General features: G+C 70.8%; 10 protein-coding genes. 7 read left to right on the forward strand and 3 right to left on the reverse strand.

All coding sequences use genetic code 11. The annotated features are described in order from the left end of the window. Positions 1–174: 174 nt before the first annotated feature. Together ACFWY6_RS28080 and ACFWY6_RS28085 are read left to right on the forward strand one after the other, a co-directional pair. On the forward strand, positions 175–1164 hold the full coding sequence (locus ACFWY6_RS28080) for an ABC transporter permease (protein WP_384695840.1): 990 nt from the start codon (positions 175–177) through the stop codon (positions 1162–1164). Between the two features lie 332 nt (positions 1165–1496). Beyond that, positions 1497–2258, forward strand: coding sequence for a TetR/AcrR family transcriptional regulator (locus ACFWY6_RS28085; RefSeq protein WP_384695843.1), 762 nt, complete (start codon positions 1497–1499; stop codon positions 2256–2258). A gap of 82 nt (positions 2259–2340) precedes the next feature. On the opposite strand, the gene ACFWY6_RS28090 is transcribed toward ACFWY6_RS28085, so the two are convergent. Further along, complete coding sequence (locus tag ACFWY6_RS28090; protein WP_384695846.1) at positions 2341–3852, reverse strand: FAD-dependent monooxygenase; 1512 nt, start codon at positions 3850–3852, stop codon at positions 2341–2343. A 190-nt stretch (positions 3853–4042) separates the two neighbouring features. Here ACFWY6_RS28090 and ACFWY6_RS28095 point away from each other — a divergent pair, with 190 nt between their 5' ends. The 3 genes from ACFWY6_RS28095 to ACFWY6_RS28105 all read left to right on the forward strand — a co-directional run bounded on the left by ACFWY6_RS28095 (position 4043) and on the right by ACFWY6_RS28105 (position 9025). Further along, entirely contained in the window at positions 4043–5755 is a 1713-nt protein-coding gene (locus ACFWY6_RS28095) for an NAD(P)/FAD-dependent oxidoreductase (RefSeq protein WP_384695849.1), read from the forward strand. A gap of 34 nt (positions 5756–5789) precedes the next feature. Next, positions 5790–7016, forward strand: a complete 1227-nt coding sequence (locus ACFWY6_RS28100) for a cytochrome P450 (RefSeq protein ID WP_384695852.1) — start codon at positions 5790–5792, stop codon at positions 7014–7016. Between the two features lie 326 nt (positions 7017–7342). Then, positions 7343–9025: a hypothetical protein gene (locus ACFWY6_RS28105; protein ID WP_384695854.1), complete on the forward strand. Its 1683-nt coding sequence runs from the start codon at positions 7343–7345 to the stop codon at positions 9023–9025. Positions 9026–9071: 46 nt separating this feature from the next. Here the strand turns inward: ACFWY6_RS28105 and ACFWY6_RS28110 are convergent, their stop codons facing one another. Together ACFWY6_RS28110 and ACFWY6_RS28115 are read right to left on the reverse strand one after the other, a co-directional pair. Beyond that, positions 9072–9719, reverse strand: coding sequence for a TetR family transcriptional regulator (locus ACFWY6_RS28110; RefSeq protein ID WP_384695856.1), 648 nt, complete (start codon positions 9717–9719; stop codon positions 9072–9074). A gap of 212 nt (positions 9720–9931) precedes the next feature. Then, positions 9932–11683: a PQQ-binding-like beta-propeller repeat protein gene (locus tag ACFWY6_RS28115; RefSeq protein ID WP_384695859.1), complete on the reverse strand. Its 1752-nt coding sequence runs from the start codon at positions 11681–11683 to the stop codon at positions 9932–9934. 819 nt (positions 11684–12502) lie between these two features. On the opposite strand from ACFWY6_RS28115, the gene ACFWY6_RS28120 reads away from it, so the two are divergent. Both ACFWY6_RS28120 and ACFWY6_RS28125 read left to right on the forward strand, forming a co-directional pair. Next, positions 12503–19135, forward strand: a complete 6633-nt coding sequence (locus ACFWY6_RS28120) for a type I polyketide synthase (protein WP_384695861.1) — start codon at positions 12503–12505, stop codon at positions 19133–19135. Beyond that, on the forward strand, positions 19132–22156 hold a 3025-nt coding region (locus tag ACFWY6_RS28125), incomplete at its 3' end, for a type I polyketide synthase (RefSeq protein WP_384695864.1). The genes ACFWY6_RS28120 and ACFWY6_RS28125, both read left to right, overlap by 4 nt.

The following is a 22156-nucleotide window of genomic DNA, read 5'->3' on the forward strand; positions in this document are numbered from 1 at the left end:
GCCCATATACGAGCCACCGTCAAGCGGCGGTGACGGCCTCTGCGGCGGCGCCCCCCTTCGTCCCGGCTTGACGGTGCCTCGTGCCGGGGTGCACACTCACCGTAACGTAATCGAGCGTTCGTTTTTCTAGGAGTTGTTATGGCCTCTCCGGATTCAGCGTCTTTGCGACGCCTGATGGTGGGTGTGGTACTTGTCCCCGTCATCGTGACCCTGGCCCTGTCCGCGTTCGCGTGGTCCTCTTCCCGACTGGCACCCCGCGACCTCCCGGTAGGCGTGGTGGCGCCCATGCCGGCGGCGGAGAAGCTGAAGAGCGGCCTCCAGCGCGGCGACGCCTTCGACGTACACAGCTACGCCGACGAGGGCGAGGCGCGAGAGGCGATCCGCGACCGGGACGTCTACGGAGCGTTCGTGGTGTCCCCGAAGGGCGTCACCACGTTGACCGCCACGGCGGCCAGCGCGCCCGTTGCCCAGGTCGTCACCAAGGCCGGTGACGCACTCGCCGGCCAGATCGCCGGCAAGGAAGCCACGGCGCGGACCGTCGACGTGGTGGCGTCCGACCCGGACGACCCGAATGGCACGGGCTTCTCCTCATCGGTGCTGCCGCTGGTCCTCACCGGCGTGCTCAGCGCGATCCTGATCGTCATGCTCAGCAAGCCGGGCCTGACGCAGCTGGGCGGCCTGCTCACCGCTGCGGCACTCGCGGGTGTGTGCGGTGGCCTCATCGTTCAGTCCTGGCTCGGCATCGTGGACGGCAACTGGGCGGTCAACGCATCGGTGATGGGCCTGACCGTGTTCGCCATCTCGGTGATGTCGGCCGGATCCGCCGCGCTGATCGGCCGGGCCGGCATGGTGTGCGTCTCGCTGCTCATGGTGTTCCTGGGCAACCCCTTCGCCGGCGTCTCGTCGGCTCCGCAGATGCTGCCCGAACCGGCGGGCTGGATCGGGCAGATGCTGCCTCCGGGTGCGGGCGGAAACCTGCTGCGGGGCACCGCCTTCTTCGACGGCGCGGCCAGTGCCGCACCGCTGACCGTGCTGCTCGTGTGGGCCGGGCTCGGCGTGACGGGTGTCCTGTTCGGCATCCGGCGGTCCGGCGCGGAGCCGGTGGGTGACGACGAGCCCGCACCCTCGCGGGACGTCGAGTTCTCACGCGGGTCGGCCGGCTGACGCCTGGGGTCGACCCCGCCGGTCCGTTCTGCGGGGACCTCGTTTATCCTTTCCCCCTGGCCCCATCCGGCCGTTGGCCGTATGACGGTACAGAGCTGTTCCAGTTGCGCGAATCCGGTGTGCGCACGCCCGAGTGGGCGCCAGGGGTTTCCCGACTCCGGGTCCGTCGGCACCCGACTGGGACTCTTCCTCTGTGCGTCCGGCGACCGCGCTCATGTGCCCTGCACGGCACAACGGGGCCACCGGGACGGGCTGGGTACTACTCGGGGTGGCCCTGATCTGGTCGGCGGGGTCTATCCCCCCAACCCGTGAGTGGACGGAGTCAGCGCACAGTGAATTCACTCGCCGAGAATGGCCAGGAGGAGCCGCAGCACTCCTCAGGTGCTCAGCACACCGCACGCGCCGGCGTCAGCGGGCGAACGGGGCGCCGTCCGGGGAACAGTGGAACCCGAGAGGCCATTCTGCGGGCAGCGCGCCGGGTCTTCTCCGAACACAGCTACAGTACGGCCAAGATGCGGGACATCGCCAGTGAGGCAGAAGTCAACACCGCGCTGATCCACCACTTCTTCGAGAACAAAGAAGGCGTGTTCCTGGCCGCCATACAGGACGTCTACCGGGTGTCCAGCGTCCTTGACCAGGTCGTACTGCCGGGGCCGAGGGACGAGTTGGGCGTGCGCTTCCTGGGCGGCTATCTGAGCCTGTGGCAGGATCCGGTCACCCGGGAGCAGATGCTGATGGTGGTGCGGTCGGCCGTCTCCAACGACGAGGCCGGCCACCTCATGGCGAGCTTCATCCGGGAGAACGTGCTCCGGCCGGTGGTGGGTGCCATCGACATGTCCCACCCGGAGCTGCGGGCGACGCTCATCGGCAGCCAGTTCGTCGGCATCGCCGTCGTCCGCTACATCATCAAGGTCGAGCCGCTGGCCTCCATGGACAACCAGCAGCTGATCGACATCTTCGCCCCGACGATCCAGCGCTATCTGACCGCTGAGATCGACGACCTCCGGGCGCCGTACGGGCTGGGCGGCGCGAGCGCCCCCGGCCGGGACCGGAAGCTGCCCGGCATCATGGAGAACCTCTTCCTGGAGCCGTAGCCCGGCCTGTTGGCCGGGGCGGCGGGGAAAGAGGCCGTATCTCCGTGAGCGTCACCGGGGCAGCGACCGGGCCTCCGGATCCTCAGGCCCCGGCGACCACCGGGGCCGGTCCGCACCAGCGCTGCAGGGCGGCGCGCAGCCCCTCCGTGTCGGAACGGCTGCCGGCCCAGGCGCAGTAACCGTCAGGGCGGCTGAGGATGAGGTCGTACGACGCCATCTCCGCGGGGCCTTCCAGGCGCACGGGGACGGCTACGACCTGGTCCTGCCACTGCTCGTGCACCGGCTTGGCCGCGCCTCCCGTCTGGTCCAGGAGCACGAAGCGGCTGGAGCGGAAGAGGTCGAACAGCGGGCGCAGCGAGCCGTCTTCGTGCATCACCGGGGTGTCGGGGAGCCGCTTGCCGACGAGATCGGCGTGCTCACCGCCGTCCTTCGGCGGGTAGGAGAACGCCAGATTGGAGATCTGGCCGGCGAGGAAACGGTGCGTGGCCGGCAGGGAGGTGACGGTCGGCACCATCACACGTCGGATGGCACGCACCGGCAGGGCCGGGGACATCATGGCGTGCATGCCCCGGTCGGTGGCCTTCAGCACGCGGTTGGCAATGGGGCGGCGCTCCTTCTCGTAGGTGTCGAGCAGCGACTCGGGCGCGTTGTGCCGGATCACGGAGGCGAGTTTCCACCCCAGGTTGACCGCGTCCTGGCAGCTGATGTTGAGGCCCTGGGCGCCCAGCGGGGCGTGGGTGTGGGCGGCGTCGCCGCCGATGAGGATCCGGCCCTGGCGGTATCTGACGGCGTGCCGGTTGTGGAAGCGGAACCGGGCCGTGTACGTGGCGTCGTACGGGTGCAGGTCGTAGCCGAAGATCCGGGTGAGCATGTCGCGCAGCTCCTCCAGATCGGCGGGCTCGTCGGTCGGGCGCGGCGGCCTGCGGTCGACGGCTCCCATGCGCCAGGTGCCGTCGCCGAAGTCGATGGCGACGACCATGCCCTCTCGGCTGACCTTGACCAGCATGCCGTCTTCGGGGATGCGGGTGAGCCGCATGTCGCCGGCCATCACGTTGTACGGGTAGGTCTTGCCGGGGAAATCGATGCCGGCGGCCTCGCGTACGGTGCTGCGGACGCCGTCGAATCCCACCAGCCACGAGGCGCTGAACTCCCTTGGCGCGCCGTGCTCTTCCGCCCTTACCAGCACGGAGTCGCTGGACTGGCGGACGTCCACGACCTTGACGCCGCGATGGATGGTGACGCCGAGCGAGAGCGCGCGTTCCTCCAGGATCCCTTCTGTGACGCTCTGCCTGCAGATCCCCAACTGCTGGTACGCGGTGTCGAGATGGGTCAGGTCGATGCGCGCCCGGCCCACCGTCAGCCGGTAGTGGTCACGGGGGTTCCCCTGCTTGAGGAACTCACCGACCAGGCCGCGCATCGCGAGTAACTCCAGCGTGCGTGGCTGTAGTCCGGTGGCGCGGGATGTGACGGACCTGCCGTCGCGACGCTCCAGCACGGTGCAGTGGACGCCGGCGAGGGCCAGTTCACAGGCCAGCAGCAGACCACCGGGACCGGCTCCGACGATCACCACTTGACTGTTGTCTGCGGTCGTCATCGGACCTCCTTCCTCAGGTTGGCTCCATGGTGCCGCCAGTAATTATTGACCTGATTAACTCCCAGGGCTAGGCTCGTTGAGAAATCAAGCGAGCGATTAATTTCACGTCCTCCTCGAGGATGACAGCCGGGTCGGCCGTACCCCGCCGGGTGCGATGCCGCCCAAGTCAACCGGAGAAAGCAGGGACTTCATGGAAGAAGCTGCGTCGCACGCACACGATCAACCGACGTCGGACGTGGCGATCATCGGTTCCGGCATCGCCGGTACGGTCCTCGCCTCGATCCTGTCCCGGGCCGGACTCGACGTTCTGCTGCTCGACGCCGGGACACATCCCCGGTTCGCGGTGGGCGAGTCGACGATCCCGCACACCTCGATGCTCATGCACATGGTGGCCAAGCGCTACGACGTGCCGGAGATCGAGGAGTTGGCCTCCTTCGAGGGGGTGCAGGGCCGAGTCTCCCCGGCCAGCGGGATCAAGCGGAACTTCGGCTTTCTCTACCACCGGGAAGGCCGTTCGCAGGAGCCGGCGGAGGCCAACGAGCTGCCCCTGCCCGGCATCATCAACACGGAGAACCACTTCTTCCGGCAGGACGTCGATGCCTGGATGCTCTCCGTGGCGGTCCGCTACGGCGCCACCGTCCACCAGCGGGTCAACGTCACCGACGTCGACATCGACGACAACGGCGCGACGCTGACCTCGTCGACCGGTGAGACCTGGCGGACCCGCTTTGTGGTGGACGCCAGCGGTTTCCGTTCGCCGCTGGCCGACAAGATGGACCTGCGGGAGCAGCCCTCGCGCCTGCGCCACAATGCCAGGACGCTGTTCACCCACATGATCAACGTCAAGCCGTACGAGTCGCTCGTCCCGCACGGCACGCACGCCAATGTGATGCCGTGGAGCCAGGGCACGCTGCACCACCTCTTCGAGGGCGGCTGGATCTGGGTCATCCCGTTCAACAACCATGCGAAGGCACGGAATCCGCTGGTGAGCGTCGGGCTGAGCCTCGATCCGCGGCTCTACCCGAAGCCGGAGAACATGACGCCGGAGGAGGAGTTCCGGCAGTTCATCGCCAAGTTCCCTGACATAGCACCGCAGTTCGAGGGCGCGCGCTCGGTCCGGGAGTGGGTGTCCACCGGCCGCTTCCAGTACTCCTCGAAGCAGACCGTCGGCTACCGCTGGTGTCTGACCGCCCACGCCTCCGGCTTCATCGACGCGCTGTTCTCGCGCGGGCTCGCCAACACCTTCGAGATCATCAACGCGTTGGGCTGGCGGCTGATCGAGGCCGTACGCGACGACGACTTCGCGGTGGAGCGCTTCAAGCTGGTCGAGGAGCTCGAGCAGGGCCTCCTCGACTTCAATGACGACCTGGTGGCCAACGCGTACACCTCCTGGAAGCACTACGACCTGTGGGACGCCTGGTTCCGGGTCTGGTCCGTCAACCAGCGGCTTTCCAACTTCGAGATAAACCGGGCCTATGGCCGGTACTTGAAGACGGGCGACCGGCACATCCTGGAGGACTACGAACGCCACGCCGTGCATGGCACGTTGGCCGAGTACCAGCCGGCCCGCCAGCTCTTCGCGAACGCCAGCGAACAGCTGCGCCAGGTGCACGAGGGCATGGTGGCCCCGCGGGTCGCCGCCGAGTCGATCATGAAGTCGCTGCGTACGGCCGACTTCCTGCCACCGGCGCTTGGCGCGGGCGAACCACTGAACCGCTGCATCCATGTGACGCCGGGCAAGGTCGTCAGCATGCTCAAGTGGGCTAAGAACGACGCGCCTCCGGAGGTCGGCCGGCTCGTCCACGAGGGCCTCACGTACTTCCTGGGCCGTCGTTTCGCGCCGGGCAAGTTCAACCCCGTCAGCGAGGTCTTCAAGGCCCGCCGACGCGTGAAGGCCAAGTAACCGGCTCCGTCGATGATTGCGGAAAGGGAGCAACATGACGTCTGAGGTCCAGAAGTGCCCTCACGCGGAGGGCGCGCGCAATATCCCACCCAGCTTCGCCAGCGACCCGTACCCCTTCTTCGAGGAACTGCGCTCGGAGGGCTCCGTCCACCAGGTCCGGCTGCCCGACGGCACGATGTCCTGGTGGATCACCGGGTACGACGACATCGAGGCGGCGCTGAGCGACTGGGAGACCTTCAGCAGCCAGGTGCACAACGCGGTCCAGGACGAGCGGATCCAGAACAGCCAGGCGCTCATCCGCAAGGACGAGATGCTGAAGCACACCATGATCAACCGGGACCCTCCCGACCACAGCCGGATGCGCAAGCTGGTGGTCCGCGCGTTCAGCGCCAGCCGGATCGACGGGCTGCGCCCGCGGATCCAGCAGCTGGCCGACGAGCTGCTCGACGACCTCGAGAAGCGGCCTTCGGTCGACCTCGTCGAGGACTACGCCTTCCCCCTGCCGGTCGGCGTGATCTGCGAACTGCTCGGCGTGCCGCGCGAGGACATCCCGCATTACGGCGCCATGGTGACCAAGCTGACCGGTGCCCAGAGCCCGCAGGAGGGCAAGGACGCCATCGAGGATCTCAAGGTCTTCATCACCGAGAAGCTCGAGGCCAAGCGGACCAACCCCGGCGACGACGTGTTCACCGCCATGGTGCAGGCGGCGGACGAGGGGACGCTGAGCGAGCCCGAGCTGCCGGCCATGGGCCTGCAGCTGCTCACCGCGGGCCACGAGACCAGCATCTACATGATCAGCGGCGGCATGCTGCGCCTCCTTGAGAACCCGGAGCAGCTCGCCAAGCTCCGCGAGAACCCGGACCTGGTGGCGCCGGCCATCGACGAGCTGCTGCGCTTCGACCCGCCGCCGGTCCCCGGCATCTTCCGGCATGTCACCAAGGACGTGGTGGTCGACGGCACGACGATTCCCAAGGGGTCGCTCGTCATCCTCAACCTGGCGGCGGCCAACCGGGACAGCAAGAAGTTCAGCTGCCCCGAGAAGCTCGACGTGACCCGTGAGGACAACCCGCACATGGCCTTCGGCGGGGGAGTCCACTACTGCCTGGGCGCCCGGCTGGCCCGCCTCGAAGGAGAGGTGGCCTTCGCCACGCTGCTGCGGCGCTTCCCCAACCTGGAGCTGGCCGTTCCCCTGGAGCAGGTGCGCCACCGTCCACTGAACTTCCTCCAACGACTGGAGTCGCTGCCGGTGAAGCTGCACTAGGGCTGCGCCGAAAGGACAGCCCCTCCACCGCCACGCCGCTCGTCTGGTCCGGCGGCCCCACCAGGGTCGCCGGCCGGGCCGGCGGCGGCGTGCGGCCACCCGCGGAAATGCGTCGGGGTGGCCCTGCGTCCCTCCGCTGATCGATCCTTGTTGTCCATTCCGGTGTGATTCGTCGAGGCGGCCTACGGGGGCGCCGATTTATGCGCGTAGGTCGAGGTGGCTTGCAAGTGAAATTGACCAACCGCATCACGTGTGTCCAATACGTGAACGGACTCGGGTTGTTGGCCGGCGACACGTCGGGACGAGTGCATCTACTGGATGACGACTTGCGCATACAGCAGTCGTCCCCGGCGGTTCCGGGCGGTCAGCCGATCCGCCGTCTCGTGCCGATCCACGACTGGATCGTGGGGAAGGACCGCCTGGGAAACCTCAACAGGTGGTCGGCGCGGACGCTGGACCTCGTCGACTCCCTGCCCGTGCGGGCCGGCGACGCGCTCCCCGACGCGCCCGCCGAGCCGTTGCCGGGACTCGTCGGCAACCACGAACTGACCGTGTGGGACGGGCGTCTCTACACGGACGACAGGGCGGGGCGCCAACTCATCGTGGACATCGAGTCCTTCTCCGTCGAAAGGGTGCTGCCCTCGCCGCCGCCGGTCACCAGAAACGGGCTCGCCGCCGCCACCGCCCAAGGCACGTCGCACGTCCGATACGACGCCCGCCACGACCGGTTCTGGGTCGTGGGGCAGAACTCCGGTGCTTGGCTCGGCCTTCCGGTGGGCGTCGCCCTCGTCTCCCCGCAGGGCTCGCTCGACTACGAATTTCCCTTCTCCCGCTACCAGGTGGACTTCCTGGAGTTCTCCCCGGATTTCTCCGTCGCCTACGCCGGCGGACGGGAAGGCGTACTGCACATTCTGGAAAACACCGGGGAGAAACCGGTTCTGGCCAAAACCGTGGGCGGATTCCCGCACCAGCTCACGGACCTCGCCGTCGGTACGGACGGCAGCCTGTTCGTGCTGTCGCTCTCCGGTGAGCTGGTCAAGGTCGACCCGGACGTCCAGTGCGTTCAGTCGCGGGCCCCGGTGCTGCGCCAGGGGGCCTGGAGCATGACGCCCGCCGCGAATCGCCAGGACTGGCTGTACTGCGGCACGGACGACGGAGTCGCGGTCATCGAGGCCCGCGACGCGCCATCCGGCGGATTCACCCTCGTCCAGATCGGCCACCACGACACCAACTTCGGCATGATCCGCGACCTCGCGGTGGTGCCCGGCGGCTATGTGGGCCTCGGCCAGCGGGAGATGGTCTTCCGCGCCGACCAGCACGGCGAACTCCTGTGGCAGACGCCGCTCGACGACTTCGGCGTCGGCCTCGCCGTCTCCGCCGACGCCCCCCGCGTCCTGGTCGCCACCGGCGTCGGCGCGCTGGAGCTGTGCACCGAGACGGGCAACCGGCTCAACCAGTTCTCGCTCGACGGGGTGCCGCTCTCGGCGGCGGCCTACGGACCCGGCGGGGAACGGATCCTCGGCAACAACGAGGGGGTCCTGTGCGCCTACGCCCCGGACGCGGAGACCGAGTTGGCGTGGCTGAGCGTCGGGTCGGCGCCCCGGCACATCTGGACTCAGGGCGGCGCCATCTACGTACTCACGTCAGAACGCCTGCTGGAGATCTCGGCCGAACGCAGCGAGATCAGCCGGAGCTGGGGCGGCGATCTCAAGAACGCGACCGCGGCCCTCGTCGCCGACGGGCGGGTCCATGTGGCCACCGCGGACGGTGAGATGCACACCTACGACCAGGCGACGGGCGCACGGCTCGGCGTGGTGGACAACCTGCCGGACGTGCCGCGGACCTTGGTGTCCGCCCGGTCGGAGACCTGCGAGCCGCATCTGGTGATCGGCGGCAGGGGCGGCTATCTGTCGAACTACCGGGTGGAGCCGGACGGCCCGCCCACCCGCGTGCGCGACACGTACTTGCGCCGGGGCAGCGGTCAGACCTTCCGGTTGCACTGCCAATAGCCTCCCGGCAGTGCGGAGTTGAAGCAGATCCTCGGGTGACGCTCGCTCAGGGATTGGCCAGGGCGTCGATCGAGGGGGACAGCCAGCTCGTCACCTGGCTCAGACTGGCGGAGGCGAGCGGGTCGAGCTTCAGGATGTGCCGCTGCACCACGACGCCGTGCAGCTGGGACAGGATCAGGGCGGCGCGCAGCTGGGATCCGAAACCCCCGATGGTGTCGGCCAGTTGGGCGATGAGCTGATCCGGGTTGAGGGACGCGACCAGCGGATCGTCGCTCACGCCGCGGGCCATGGCGGTGCGGTAGATGGCCGCGAGCGAGTCGCCGTTCTCGCCCTCCCACAGCTCCAGATAGGCCGGGACAAGCCGCTCGGCCAGCTTCTCCTTGCTCCCGGGGATGAACGATTCCAGTACGTCCATGAGGCCGACGGCGTCGTGCACCACCGCCTCGTAGACGCCTTCTTTGTTGGCGAAGAAGTAGTGGACCAGGGCGGGATCGACGCCGGCGCGGCGGGCGATGGCACGCACCGTGGTGCCCGCGTACCCCTGCTCGGCGAAGAGGTCACGGGCGGACTGGAGAATCGCCTGACGGCTCTGTGTCTCGCCCGGGCGCCGTCCGACGCGGCCCGGCCTCGACGGGCCGCGGACCGTCGCCCGACGAGGGGGCGTCGGGCTCGTTTCATGGGATGTGTTCGGCACCGTGAACCCTCCGGAGAATACTGGAAGTATATGAGTCCGACCGTACCGCGCGGAATCACGGTGCATACCTGAGCCTGTGCGTTCGCCTCTGCGATTGACCTGTTTGATATGTGTGTGGTGAAACTTTCACCGTTCCGCCCCGCGTGGGGCGCCTGGCACGCGGGGCAGTTCGGCGGGCATACGGCCTGTACCCGCCCGGTTGACGTACCGGCCTATTCGAGATGCAGCTGAAACGACTGACCGGACCGGCGGGCGAGATAGGTGTCGCGGAGCCGGATCGGAGGTCCGGCCTGGGGCGCCGCGAAGGTGGACAGGTAACCCCCGCGTCCGCCGGCCACCAGGTAAACGTTGTCGTCGGTGCTCGGGAGCGTGGTCAAGACGTGCGGCAGGTCCGGCAGTTGACCCACCACGCCGAGCTGCCTGCCGTCGAAGTCGTAGGTGTGCAGCTCTCCGTTGTCGCAGGCCAGGTGGACCCGGTCGGCGGTGACGGCCGCGGCGGTGGGGACGCAGGGGCCGCACTCCCACGAGCCGGTGAGCCGTCCCTCGCCGGGATGGAACGCGAGCAGTCCTCCCGTGCCGCAGACGTAGACGGTGCCCGCCTGCGACCAGATGCGGTGGATGCGCTCGCTGGTCTCGATCCACCACAGTTCGTCGAGGGAGTCGGCGGCGAAGGCGCACACCGTGCCGTTCTGGTTGGCCAGGATCCGTTCGCCCGCGGGGCCGTAGGAGGAAGCGGTCAGCGGCACCCCGTCCAGGGAGAGCCGCGCGATCTCGGCGCCGGTGTCGGAGTCCAGTTCCACACCGCCCATGCCGGTGGCCACGAGCAGCCGGCGGTGGTCGGTGGAGGCGGCCAGGCAGAATCCGAAGTCGTCCAGGTCCACGTGCCACAGCAGCTTGCCGGTGCAGTCGGAGCGGAAGACCACACCCTTCTGACCGATCCCGACATAACCGCTCGGTACCGCGACCACCCGCCGGGTCGCACCGAAGCGGGTGGGGTGGTGCTCTAACTCGCTCAGCCGCGGCGCGCCGACACGGGTGCCCGTCCCCCGGCTCCCGCCCGGGACGGAGGGGAGCAGACGGAGTACCGCGACACCGTCGTCGGTGGCGCAGTACAACCGGTCTTCCTCGTCCGGCGCGAGGGACAGGTCGGACGCGCCCTGGCGCAGGACCGGCGCCCGCGACTGCACGCAGTCGAGATCCGCGTCTATCCGCACGAGTTCGCCGGAGAGCGTGAGCACGAAGACACTGCCGTCCAGGCCGACGGTGGCGTCCGTCAGCTGGTGGGGGAAGCCGCTCACGGTCTCCCGCAGTCTGGGGCGGGCCCGGCTGTTGTCGACGACTTGCAGCTCACCCCCGGTGCTTCCCACGTAGACCGTGGCCGCGTCCGGGGAGAACTCCAGGAACTCGACGCCGTAGCGGAAGAACGGCATCGTGTACTCCACCGAGCCGTCCAGCGTGATCAGCACCACCACGTCGCGCTGCCCGAAGGGGGCGCTCTCGTCATTTCCCACCACCCAGAACCGGTCATGGCGTGCGTCGTAGTGGATGCTCCGTACGCGGCCCTGCTTCAGGGCCGGTACAGGGGTGAACTCCATGGTGGCCAGGGAGCCGAGGAACACCTCGTGGGTGCCGTGGGAGAGCATGTGCACGCTCGGATGGTCCGAGCACAGGGACGTGGTGCGCCCCCCGCCGGTGGGGGGCAGCACCTCATCCAAGGAGAGTGACGCGCCGTCCAGGGCCAGCAGGTTGCCCCATGCGTCGCCGGTGTAGATACGCCCGCCCCACGGGGACATCCACGGGGCTCCGGGGGAGGCCGTGGGTCCGGTGGGTCCGGTGGTTTCGGCGGTTTCGGTGTCGGCGGGCCGGCCGAGTCCGGCACACATGGCCCGCAGGTCGAGGAAGTTGCTCATGTCCAGGGTGTCGAGCGACCACTGCACGAGATCGCCGCGTCGGTCGATCCCCACTGCGTAGTCGTTCCGGACGATGACTTTGCGGATCGGCTGACCCTCTTGGATCACCGGAGAGGACAGTTGCGGCTGTAAGTCGTCGTTGAGCAGGTGCAGGCAGCCCGCTACGTCACCGGCGATCAATCCCGCGCCGGGCACATAACGGATGCACGTTATCCGGTTGGTTAACTTCACTGGTGAACCCCCGACAGGCCAGCAATGCGCGCTTGGAAATGTGCGTTTTCGTGTGTCCTGCAATCGTTTTCAACGACCATCTCACAGACGGTGCGGTCGACGCCATGGGGCACAACCGCCACGGCTTACGCAACAAAGAAAGGCGAAAAACCCGTCCTTGCGCCGCTTCATCGGGTGGTCGGGAACCATGGTCAAGTTGCCCGCTGACCTGGTGAGTGCACTACGGTTCGCCGATAGCGGAGACGGTGGCGCGATATGGCGGGGTGCACGTCGAGCGCACCGGAATGTGAACATGTGTCAACGCCCTGCGGATCTGACAGAACTGACTAGTGAGTACGGAAACCGACTAGTGGGTCGGTTAATTCTCTCCGCCGCGTTTCCGGTTTCCTCGCGCCTCTCGACCGCGGCGGCTCCGCGGCGTTCTTGATCGGTAACTCCTCTTGCCGGGCGGCCTGTTGGCGCCAGTTGGTGCTGGTCTGGTGGTCCGGCGGTGCTCGCCCGCCAGGCCCCGCCGCGCGCCGCCTGCGGCCGTCGGTCGTCCCTTGACAGTGAACTCACCCGCTGTAGACTTCATTCGCCGGTGAATTAATTCACTGTGCTGAACCGCCCGTCCCCCAGCTGGTCCCAGCGAGAGGAGTACCGGTGCGCCACGGACACGATGACTCCACCACCGACATCGCGATCGTCGGGGTGGGATGCCGGTTCCCCGGTGGAGTGGTGGACCTGGACGGCTACTGGGATCTGATCTCGGGCGGTCGGACCACGGTCACCGAGGTGCCCGAGGACCGCTGGGGCGACCGCTTCCACGACCCCGACCCCCGTAATCCAGGCACCAGTTACTGCGCCCAGGGCTCCTTCCTGCCCGGCGTCGACCGGTTCGACGCCGACTTCTTCGGCATCTCGCCGCGCGAGGCCCACGAAATCGACCCGCAGCAGCGGCTGTTGCTCGAAGCGTCCTGGGCCGCCATGGAGGACTCCGGCATCCCGCGCGAGCGCTGGGAGGGCAGCCGCACCGGTGTCTACATGGGCATCCTGGCCATGGACTACACCGTCCTGCACGCCAAGACGTCGGGCACGGGCGCGATCAGCCCCTACTACGCCAGCGGCAAGGAGTTCAGCTTCGGCTCCGGCCGCATCTCCTACACGTTCGGCCTGCACGGCCCCACCCTGATGCTCAGCACCGCCTGTTCCTCCTCGCTCGCGGCCGTGCACCTGGCGACCCGCGCGCTGCGCGGCGGCGAGTGCGACGCGGCGCTCGCCGGCGGCGTGAACCTGATGCTGACCCCGGAACTCGGCGTCTTCATGAGCAAGGTCTCGGCCCTTTCGCCCACTGGCGTCTGCCGCCCCTTCGACGCCTCGGCCGACGGCGTGATCCGCAGTGAGGGCTGCGGCGTCGTGGTGCTCAAGCGCTACGCGGACGCCGTCGCGGACGGCGACCGAATCTGGGCCGTCATCCACGGCAGCGCCCTCAACCACGACGGCCGGAGCGCCGGCATCACCGCGCCCAACGCCGGTGCGCAGCAAGACCTGTTACGCACCGGACTGCGCGACGCGGGCCGCACGCCGGACCAGGTCGACTTCGTGGAGGCGCACGGCACGGGAACGCCGCTGGGCGACCCGATGGAGCTGGGCGCGCTCGCCGCTGTCATCGGCGCGGAACGGCCCGCGGGACGGCCGCTGTTCGTCGGCTCGCACAAGGCCAACTTCGGGCACATGGACTCGGCCGCCGGCATCGCCGGGCTGCTCAAGGCCGTGCTGGTGGCCCGCAAGGGCATTGTTCCGCCGCAGATCAACCTGGACCGGCCCACGCCGCAGATCGACTGGGCCGCGTCCGGTCTCGCGGTCGCCACGGAGCTCACGCCGCTGCGCCCCCTGGGTGACCAACCACTGGTCGGAGTCAGCGCCTTCGGCCTCTCCGGCACCAACGCGCACGTTCTCCTGGGTCCCCCGCCCACGCGAGCCACCGCGTCGTACGCCGGTGGGGGTCCTGCGGCATCGGAAGGCCGCCCGCTGCCGATCCTCACGGTCTCCGGGCACACGGAGGAGTCGCTGCGGAGCCAGGCCGCCGCCTACCGCGACCGGATCCGCACGCTGCCGACGGCCGAGCTGCCGCACCTGGTGCACACCGCCGCCGCCCGCCGTACCCACCACGAACACCGCATCGCCGTCGTCGGCCGTACGGGTGCGGAGCTGGCCGACGCGCTCGACGCCCACCTGGCCGGGCGGGAAGCGCCGGCCGTCATCACGGGCGACGTCATCGACGGCGGCGACCGGCCGATCGTGCACGCTTTCCCGGACAGCGGCCCGCAGTTGCCGTCCGGCGTCGGTCTCGACCCGTATCTGTACGAGTCCCATCCGGTCTTCGCCGAGACGCTCGACGCATGCGACGCGCTCTTCGCCGCACACGCGGACTGGTCGCTGATGGCCGAGCTGCGCCGCACCGAAGACCGCGGCCCTGCGGACTTCGACCTCGCTCAGCCGATCGCCTTCGCCGTTCAACTCGGCCTGTCCCGGCTGTGGTCCTCGTACGGTCTCGGGCCGGACGCCGTGGTCGGGTACGGCGCCGGTGAGATCTGCGCCGCGGTCGTCGCGGGCGCACTCACCCTGCCCGACGCGGCGGAACTTGTCGTACACCGCGGCCGGTTGCTGCTCGGCGCGGCGGGCTCCGGGCGGACCGTGGCCGTCGAGCTTCCGGCGGAGCAGGTGCTGCCGCTCCTCGACGACCTCGGGGGAGAGGTCTCCCTCGCCGCGGTCAACGGACCCGCCTCTGTGGTCATTTCGGGTCCGGCCGAGCCGGTGCGCCGGGTCACCACCGCGCTGGAGGCGCGCGGCGCCCGCTGCACGCCACTGCCCGGTGACCGCGCCCTCCAGACCCCGGCCATGCGCCCGTACGCCGATGACCTGGCCCGCCGGCTGAGCCATCTCGCCCCGCGCACGCCGGAGATCACCCTGCTGTCCGGCGTGGCCCCGGAGCTCGATGCGCCGGTCACCGACGCCGGGTACTGGGCCCGCGGTCTCTGCGACCGTGTCCAGTTCTGGCCGGCCGTCGACCGCCTGCTCGCCGAGCGCGACGCGGCGTTCATCGAGGTCGGCACGGACCCCGTGCTCGACCGGCCGCTGCGGGCCGCGCTTGAGCACCGCCGACGCGGCGGCCCTGTCGTGTCCTCGCTGCGCCGCGACGAGCCCGCCGACATCGGCCTGGCCCGCGCGCTGGCCGGACTGCAGGTCGCGGGAGTCCCCGTGGAGTGGTCGCGGGTCACCGGGCGGCGGCGCTACCTCCCGCTGCCGCCGCTGCCGCTGGCGGGGGACTCGTACTGGCTCCCCGGCGTCGCCCGTGGCACGCAGGGCGGCACGTCGCCCGAGAGCGGGGGACTCACCGCCGAAGTCCGTCTGTACGACGCTTCCGGTCGGCCGGTGACGACACTCACCACGGCCGCCGCGCCACCGGCGGGGCAGGCCGCCGCCGTACCGGCCACATCGTCGGCGCCGGTGGCCCCGGCTGCCCGCGCGGCAGCGGTGGCGTCGGCTTCGGCGGGGGGCGAGGTGGGGGCTGAGCTGCCTTCCGCGGGTCCGGCTGTGGCTCCGGCTCCGGCTGTGGCGCAGGTGCAGGCACAGGTCCCGGTCCCGGTCCCGGCTCAGGCTCAGGCCCCGGCGGTCTCAGCGCCGACCGCGGCCCCGGCTGTGGCGCAGGCCCAGGTCCCGGCCCAGGCTCAGGTCCCGACCGTGGCTGCGGCCCAGGCACCGGCCGTGGCTCCATCCCAGGCGCAGGCTCAGGCCCAAGTCCCGGCCCCGGCGCAGGCGCAGGCCCAGGCCCCGGCCGTCTCAGCCCCGGCCGTGGCTGCGGCCACGGCTGCCCCAGCCCCAGCCCCGACAGCCCCGGCCCCCGCCAACCGCCCCGGCGCCGCAGCCGGTCGGCATGAGCGGATCGCTGTGGAGATCAGCCGCCTGTATACCGAAGCCATCGGGCACGACTCCGAGCACCGAGTCCCGCGCCAGCGCGGCTTCTTCGAGCTCGGCATGGACTCGTTCTCGCTCAACGACTTCGTACGGGCCATCGAGCGGCACTTCGACATCAGCCTTGAGGAAGCGGCCGGGCTCCGGTACCCCACCATCGCCCAACTCGCCGACCACATCAGCACGTTGATCGGCGACGAGGAGCCGACCCACGCCGCGGAGGCCGCCCCGGAGGCCGCCCCGGAACCCGAGTCGGTGCCCGAAACGCGGCCCGAACCGCTGCCCGAACCGGCCCCCGTCACCGCCCCCACCCCGATGGCCCCGGCCGCGGCCGCTCCCGCAATCGTGCCCCGTGTCGATGCCGCCGAGCCGATCGCCATCGTCGGGCTGGCCTGCCGGCTGCCCGGCGCGGACGGCCCGGATGCGTTCTGGCGGCTGCTCACCGACGGCGTGGACGCCAGCTCGGACGTGCCGAGCGACCGTTTCGACGCCGCGGCCATGCTCGCCCAGGGCTCGGTCACCCCCGGCACGATCGCCACCCGGCGCGGCTCGTTCCTGGACCGGATCGACGGCTTCGACAACGCCTTCTTCCGTGTCTCGGCGCGCGAAGCCCGCAGCATGGACCCGCAGCAGAGGCTGTTCCTCCAGGTCGCGTACGAGGCCCTGGACGACGCGGGAGCACGCGTCGACGAGCTTGCCGGCACCCGTGTGGGCCTGTACGTCGGGCTCAACACCACCGACTACATGCAGGTGGTGACGCGCGAGAACGAGAACATCGACACCTATTACGGCACCGGCAACTCCTTCTCCGGCACCGCGGGCAGGCTCTCCTACTTCCTCGGCGTACGCGGCCCGAGCATCGCCGTGGACACCGCGTGCGCGTCCTCGCTGACCGCCGTACACCTGGCCTGCCAGGCACTGCGCGCCGGTGAGGCACGCCTGGCCGTCGCCGGCGGCTCCAACGTCATCGCCAACCCCAGCGTCTACCTGGCGATGTCGGCGGCGGGGGCACTCGCCCCGGACGGGCGCTGCAAGACCTTCTCCGCCGAAGCCGACGGATACGGGCGCGGCGAGGGCGCGGGCGCCGTCGTGCTGAAGACCCTCGCCCAGGCCAGGGCGGACGGCGACCGCGTGTACGCGGTGCTGCGCGGCAGCGCCGTCAACCACAACGGCGCAAGCGGCGGTCTGACCGTCCCCAGCGGCGAGGCCCAGGAAGAGGTGATCACCGACGCGCTGGTCCGGTCCGGTGTCGAGCCCGCCGACGTGGCGTACGTGGAGGCGCACGGCACCGGCACCCGGCTCGGCGACGGCATCGAACTCGCCGCGCTGGCAGGCGCCTTGGGCACCGGACGTCCCGCCGACAAGCCGCTGCTCACCGGCTCGGTCAAGACCAACATCGGGCACCTGGAGGCGGCGGCCGGTATCGCGGGCCTGATCAAGACCGCGCTCGCCCTGCACCATGGCACCATCCCGGCCCATCTCCACCTGGGCGAACCGAACCGGCAGGTGGACTGGGCGACGCTGCCGGTACGGGTCACCGACCGGCGCCAGAACTGGCCGGAAGGCCGACGGATCGCCGGCGTCAGCGCCTTCGGCTTCACCGGCACCAACGCCCACATCGTGCTGGAGGGCGCCGACCCGGTGGCCGACCCGGTGGCCCCGGACGGCCGCCGTCCGGCGGTGCTCGCGCTCTCCGCCGCCGCCGAACCCGCGCTGCGCGCCGCCGCCGACCGGATGCGCGCCCGCCTCACCGGCGCGGACGCCGCCACCGTGGCCGACGTGTGCCACACGGCGGGAGCCCGCCGCGGCCACCTGGAGCACCGGCTGGTTCTCGTCGGCCGCACCGGCGACGAGCTGCGCGCCGCGTTGGCCGATTACGCCGACGGCACCGCGGACGGCCCGGCGCCCCGCGTGCACGCGGGCAGTACCGCACCGGGGGAGGACCGGCCGTTCGCGCTGGTCTACACCGAGGAGGTGCCCGCGCTGCCGTGGCGGCACTGGGAAGCCACGGAACCGGCCTTCGCCGCCGCGCTTGACGCGGTGGACGCCGAGGCCGAGGCGCTGCTCGGCCGGTCGGCACGGGCGGTGCTCCACGAGCGTGCGGGCGTCGGCCCGATCACCGACCCGGTCGGGGTGCTTGCCGCGCAACTCGCGCTCACCGCGCTGTGGCGGGCCCATGGCGTGCACCCGGGCGCCGTCGTCGGTCGCGGCATCGGTGAGATCGCCGCGGCCTGCGCGGGCGGCCTGCTCGACGAGCGCGCCGCCGTGCGGGCGGTCGCCGGCCACGCGGACGTGCGTCTTACCGGCATCCCCGGCTGCGCCGTACTCCTCGACTCCGTGGCCGCCGACGACTCACCGGAGGCGCTGTCCGCCTGGACTCCGCCGACGGCAGGCCGAACTGCCGCCTGGCGCCCGGAGGTTGGCCCGCTGCTCGGCGAACGCGGCATCGACACGGTGCTCGGCGTCGGCCTCGACGACTCGGCAGCCGCCGGGTTGACCGCCTGGACTCCGCCGGGGTCCGCCACCGACGGCGTCGAGGACCAGGAACTCCTTGCGCACCGCGTCGCCGAACTCCACGTACGCGGCTGCCGCGTCGACTTCGCCGCGCTGCTCGGCGGCCGCAGGCCGGTCGTCTCGCTGCCGGCGTACGCGTGGCAACTGCGGCGGCACTGGATCCACGACGACCGAACCGGCGGCAAGGACCAGGCCCCGGCCGCCCCCGCCGCACCACGACAGGCGCCCGCGCCGGCCCCCGCCGCTCCGGCGAACACCGCCCCGGTCACTGCCCCGGTCACCGCCCCGGACACCGGTCCTGTGCCGCCGCTGGTCGCCGAAGTGCGCTCGCTGCCCGCCGAGTTGCGGCCGGAGCTGATGCTCACCCGGGTGCTGGCCGCCGTCGCCGAGGTGCTCGGCGAGTCGGCCGGTGCCGATGTCGACCCCGGCACCGGGTTCTTCGAGCTGGGCCTGGACTCGGTGATGGCGGTGGCGCTGATGGAGGAGCTCGGCCGTCTCCTCGCCCTCGATCTTGAGCCCACCCTCACGTTCGAGCAGCCCACGTCCCGTGCGCTCGCCGACCATCTGCTCGACCTCGTGGGCCTGGTGGATTCCGGGCCGGTGGCGGCCGTGCCGCCGCAGGCACCGTCCCCGGAGCCCACCACCCTGCCCATCGACACGCCGACCGCCGTGCCCACCGAGACGTTCGGCACCGAGCCGGAGGAGGACCAGGACGACGGCCTCGCCGAGCTGTCCGACGACGATCTCGCCAACCGCTTGCTGGACCGGATTGCCCGTTCCGAGGCTCTGCTGAACGAGGTGTTATGACGATGCAAGGCCAGTCGAAGGACCCCGATTACCGCAAGCACCTTGTCACTGCGGTGCGTACGATCGAGCGCTTGGAGGAGCGGCTCTCCACCAGCCGCGACTCCTGGCTCGACGAGCCCGTCGCGCTCGTCGGCATGGGCTGCCGGTTCCCCGGCGGCGCGAACACCCCCGAGGACTTCTGGGACCTGCTGCGCCACGGCGTGGACGCCACGTCGGAGTTTCCCGGCGACCGGGCGGACGCGCAGCCGTTCTACGACGCCGACCCCGATGTGCCGGGGAAGGCGTACACGGTCCGCGGCGGATTCATCGACCGCGTCGACCGCTTCGAACCCGAGGTGTTCGGCATCACGCCCCGCGAGGCACGGGGCATGGACCCGCAGCACCGCATCGCGCTTGAGGTGACCTGGGAGGCGCTGGAGCGCGCCGGCTACGCACCGGACGCCCTCGACGGCAGCCGGACCGGCGTCTACCTCGGTGTCAGCACCACCGACTATGTGCGGCTGCGTCAGCAGATCGGCGATGTCAACGACGTCGACGCCTACCAACTGGTGGGTGAGCCCAGCTTCCTGGCCGGACGCATCTCCTACTCGCTCGGTCTGCGCGGTCCGAGCCAGGTGCTCGACACCGCCTGCTCCTCCTCTCTGGTCGCGCTGCACGAGGCGTGCCAGGCGTTGCGGCTGCGGCAGTGCGACATGGCCCTGGCCGGCGGCGTGAACCTGATGCTCGCGCCGTACGGCTTCGTGCTGATGAGCAAGTTCCGTGCGCTGTCCCCGGACGGGCGCTGCAAGAGCTTCTCCGCCGACGCGGACGGATACGCGCGGGGCGAGGGCGCCGCCGTGGTCGTCCTGCGCCGTCTCTCGGACGCGCTCGCGGACGGCGACCACATCCTCGGCGTCGTACGCGGCACGGCGGTCAACCACGACGGCCGTTCCAGCGGCCTGACCGTGCCCAACCCCGCCGCCCAGCAGGACATGCTGCGTGCCGCCATCGCCCAGGCGGGCGTGGAGCCGCACCAGGTGGACTACGTGGAGGCGCACGGCACCGGCACCTCGCTCGGCGACCCGATCGAACTGCGGGCCCTGGACGCGGTGTTGGGCCGGGGCCGGGCCGACGACGCGTCGCTCCTGGTGGGCACGGTCAAGACGAACATCGGCCACCTGGAGCCTGCCGCCGGCGTGGCGGGCCTGGTCAAACTGGTGCTGGCGCTCCAGCACGGCGAGATACCGCCCAGCCTGCACTTCAACGAGCCCAACCCCAACATCGCCTGGGACCGCCTCAAGGTGGAGGTCGCAGGGGAGCTGCGCGCCTGGCCCGAGCGCGGCGAGACCCGCATCGGGGGCGTCAGCAGCTTCGGGGTCTCCGGCACCAACGCGCACGCGGTCGTCACCTCGGCGCCCGCACCGACCGGCGCCGGACCGGAGAGCGGCTTACCGGGGAGCGACACGGCGACCACCCGCCCGTACGGCCTGTTCCTCGCGTCGGCCCGCACCGAGCCCGCGCTGCGCGAACTCGCCGCCCGGTACGTACGCCACCTGCGCCGCGAGCCCGGCCTTAACCTCGCCGACCTGTGCTGGACCACGCACGTCGGGCGCGCCCGGCAGGCCACCGGCCTTGCCGCCGTGGCCGGTTCGGTCGACGAGCTAGCCGACCAGCTTGACGTCTACGCCCAGGGCCGCACGAGCCCGGCCATCGCGACCGACACCCTCCCCGCGTACAAGTACCGCAAGGCCGCCTGGCTGTTCACCGGCCAGGGCGCCCAGTACGCCGGCATGGGGCAGGAGCTGCTCGCCGAGCCGGCCTTCGCCGCCGCGTTCGAGGAGGCCGAGCGAGCGCTCGACGCGGAGCTCGACCGTCCGCTGCGCGACGTCATGTGGCCCGCCGACGGCCAGGACACCCCCATCGACGACACCCGCTACACCCAGCCGGCGCTGTTCGCGCTTGAGTACGCGCTGGCCAAGATGATGATGGCCTGGGGTCCCGCGCCGGCCGCGCTCGCCGGGCACAGCGTGGGCGAGATCGCGGCGGCCTGCGTCGCCGGCGTCTTCGGCGTCACCGACGCCGCACGCCTGGTGGTGACGCGGGCGCGGCTGATGTCCGCGCTGCCGGCCGGCGGCGTGATGGTCGCCCTGCGCTGCGACGAGGCGACCGCCCGTGCCGCCATCGGGACCCACTCCGCCACCGTGTCGGTCGCCGCCGTCAACGCGCCCGACGAGGTGGTGCTCTCCGGCGCCGACGCCGATGTGAGCGCCGTATGCGCCGCGCTGGAGAGCCAGGGCGTCAAGGGCCGCAGGCTCACCGTGTCGCACGCCTTCCACTCGCCGCTGCTCACCCCGATGGTGGACCGGTTCCGCGAGACGCTTCAGTCGCTCTCCTACGCCAGGCCGAAGCTGCCGCTGGTGTCCAACCTCACGGGGACGTACTGGACCGATGCCGAGGTCGGCCCCGAGTACTGGGTGCGGCATGCCCTGGGCGCGGTCCGCTTCGCCGACACGGTCACGGCCCTGCACGCCGACGGCTTCCAGACGTTCTGCGAGATCGGCCCCGCGCCCATCCTCACCTCGCTCGGCCGCCGCTGCCTGGGCGATGACGCCACCTTCGTACCCGCGCTGCGGCGCGGCGACGACGCCCGGCGGCGGGTGCGGCAGGCGGTCGGCACGCTGCGGCTGCGCGGCGCGAACGTCGACTGGGCCGCGTTCCACGAAGGGGAGCGCGTCCGTCGCGCCCCCTTGCCGACCACCCCCTGGCAGGGCGACTCGTACTGGTTCGACGAGGTACGCCCCGCCCCCGAGACTTCCGTCGCGTCGGTGTCCCCCGTCGCCGGCGCGGCGGAACCCACCAGCGGCACCCTCCCCGGGCTGCGCCGCTTCGCGAGCGCGGTGCCCACGTACCAGCTCGCCACCTCCGACGACCACTGGTCGTCGCGGTCCCCGCCGGGCGCGCCCCCCCCGGCCCGCCCACCCCGCGGCCCGCCGGGGGGGACCCCGCCGGCCGCCCCCCCCGGCAGGCACGGGCGGCCCGGGG

It is taken from the genome of Streptomyces sp. NPDC059037, from assembly GCF_042740015.1.
Classification (GTDB): Bacteria; Actinomycetota; Actinomycetes; order Streptomycetales; family Streptomycetaceae; genus Streptomyces.

Excerpts from the sequence above, each read along its gene's own strand:
- ACFWY6_RS28080 (WP_384695840.1), top strand. The coding sequence starts at position 175 with ATGGTGGGTGTGGTACTTGTCCCCGTCATCGTGACCCTGGCCCTGTCC.
- ACFWY6_RS28090 (WP_384695846.1), bottom strand. The coding sequence starts at position 3,852 with ATGACGACCGCAGACAACAGTCAAGTGGTGATCGTCGGAGCCGGTCCC.
- ACFWY6_RS28095 (WP_384695849.1), top strand. The coding sequence starts at position 4,043 with ATGGAAGAAGCTGCGTCGCACGCACACGATCAACCGACGTCGGACGTG.
- ACFWY6_RS28100 (WP_384695852.1), top strand. The coding sequence starts at position 5,790 with ATGACGTCTGAGGTCCAGAAGTGCCCTCACGCGGAGGGCGCGCGCAAT.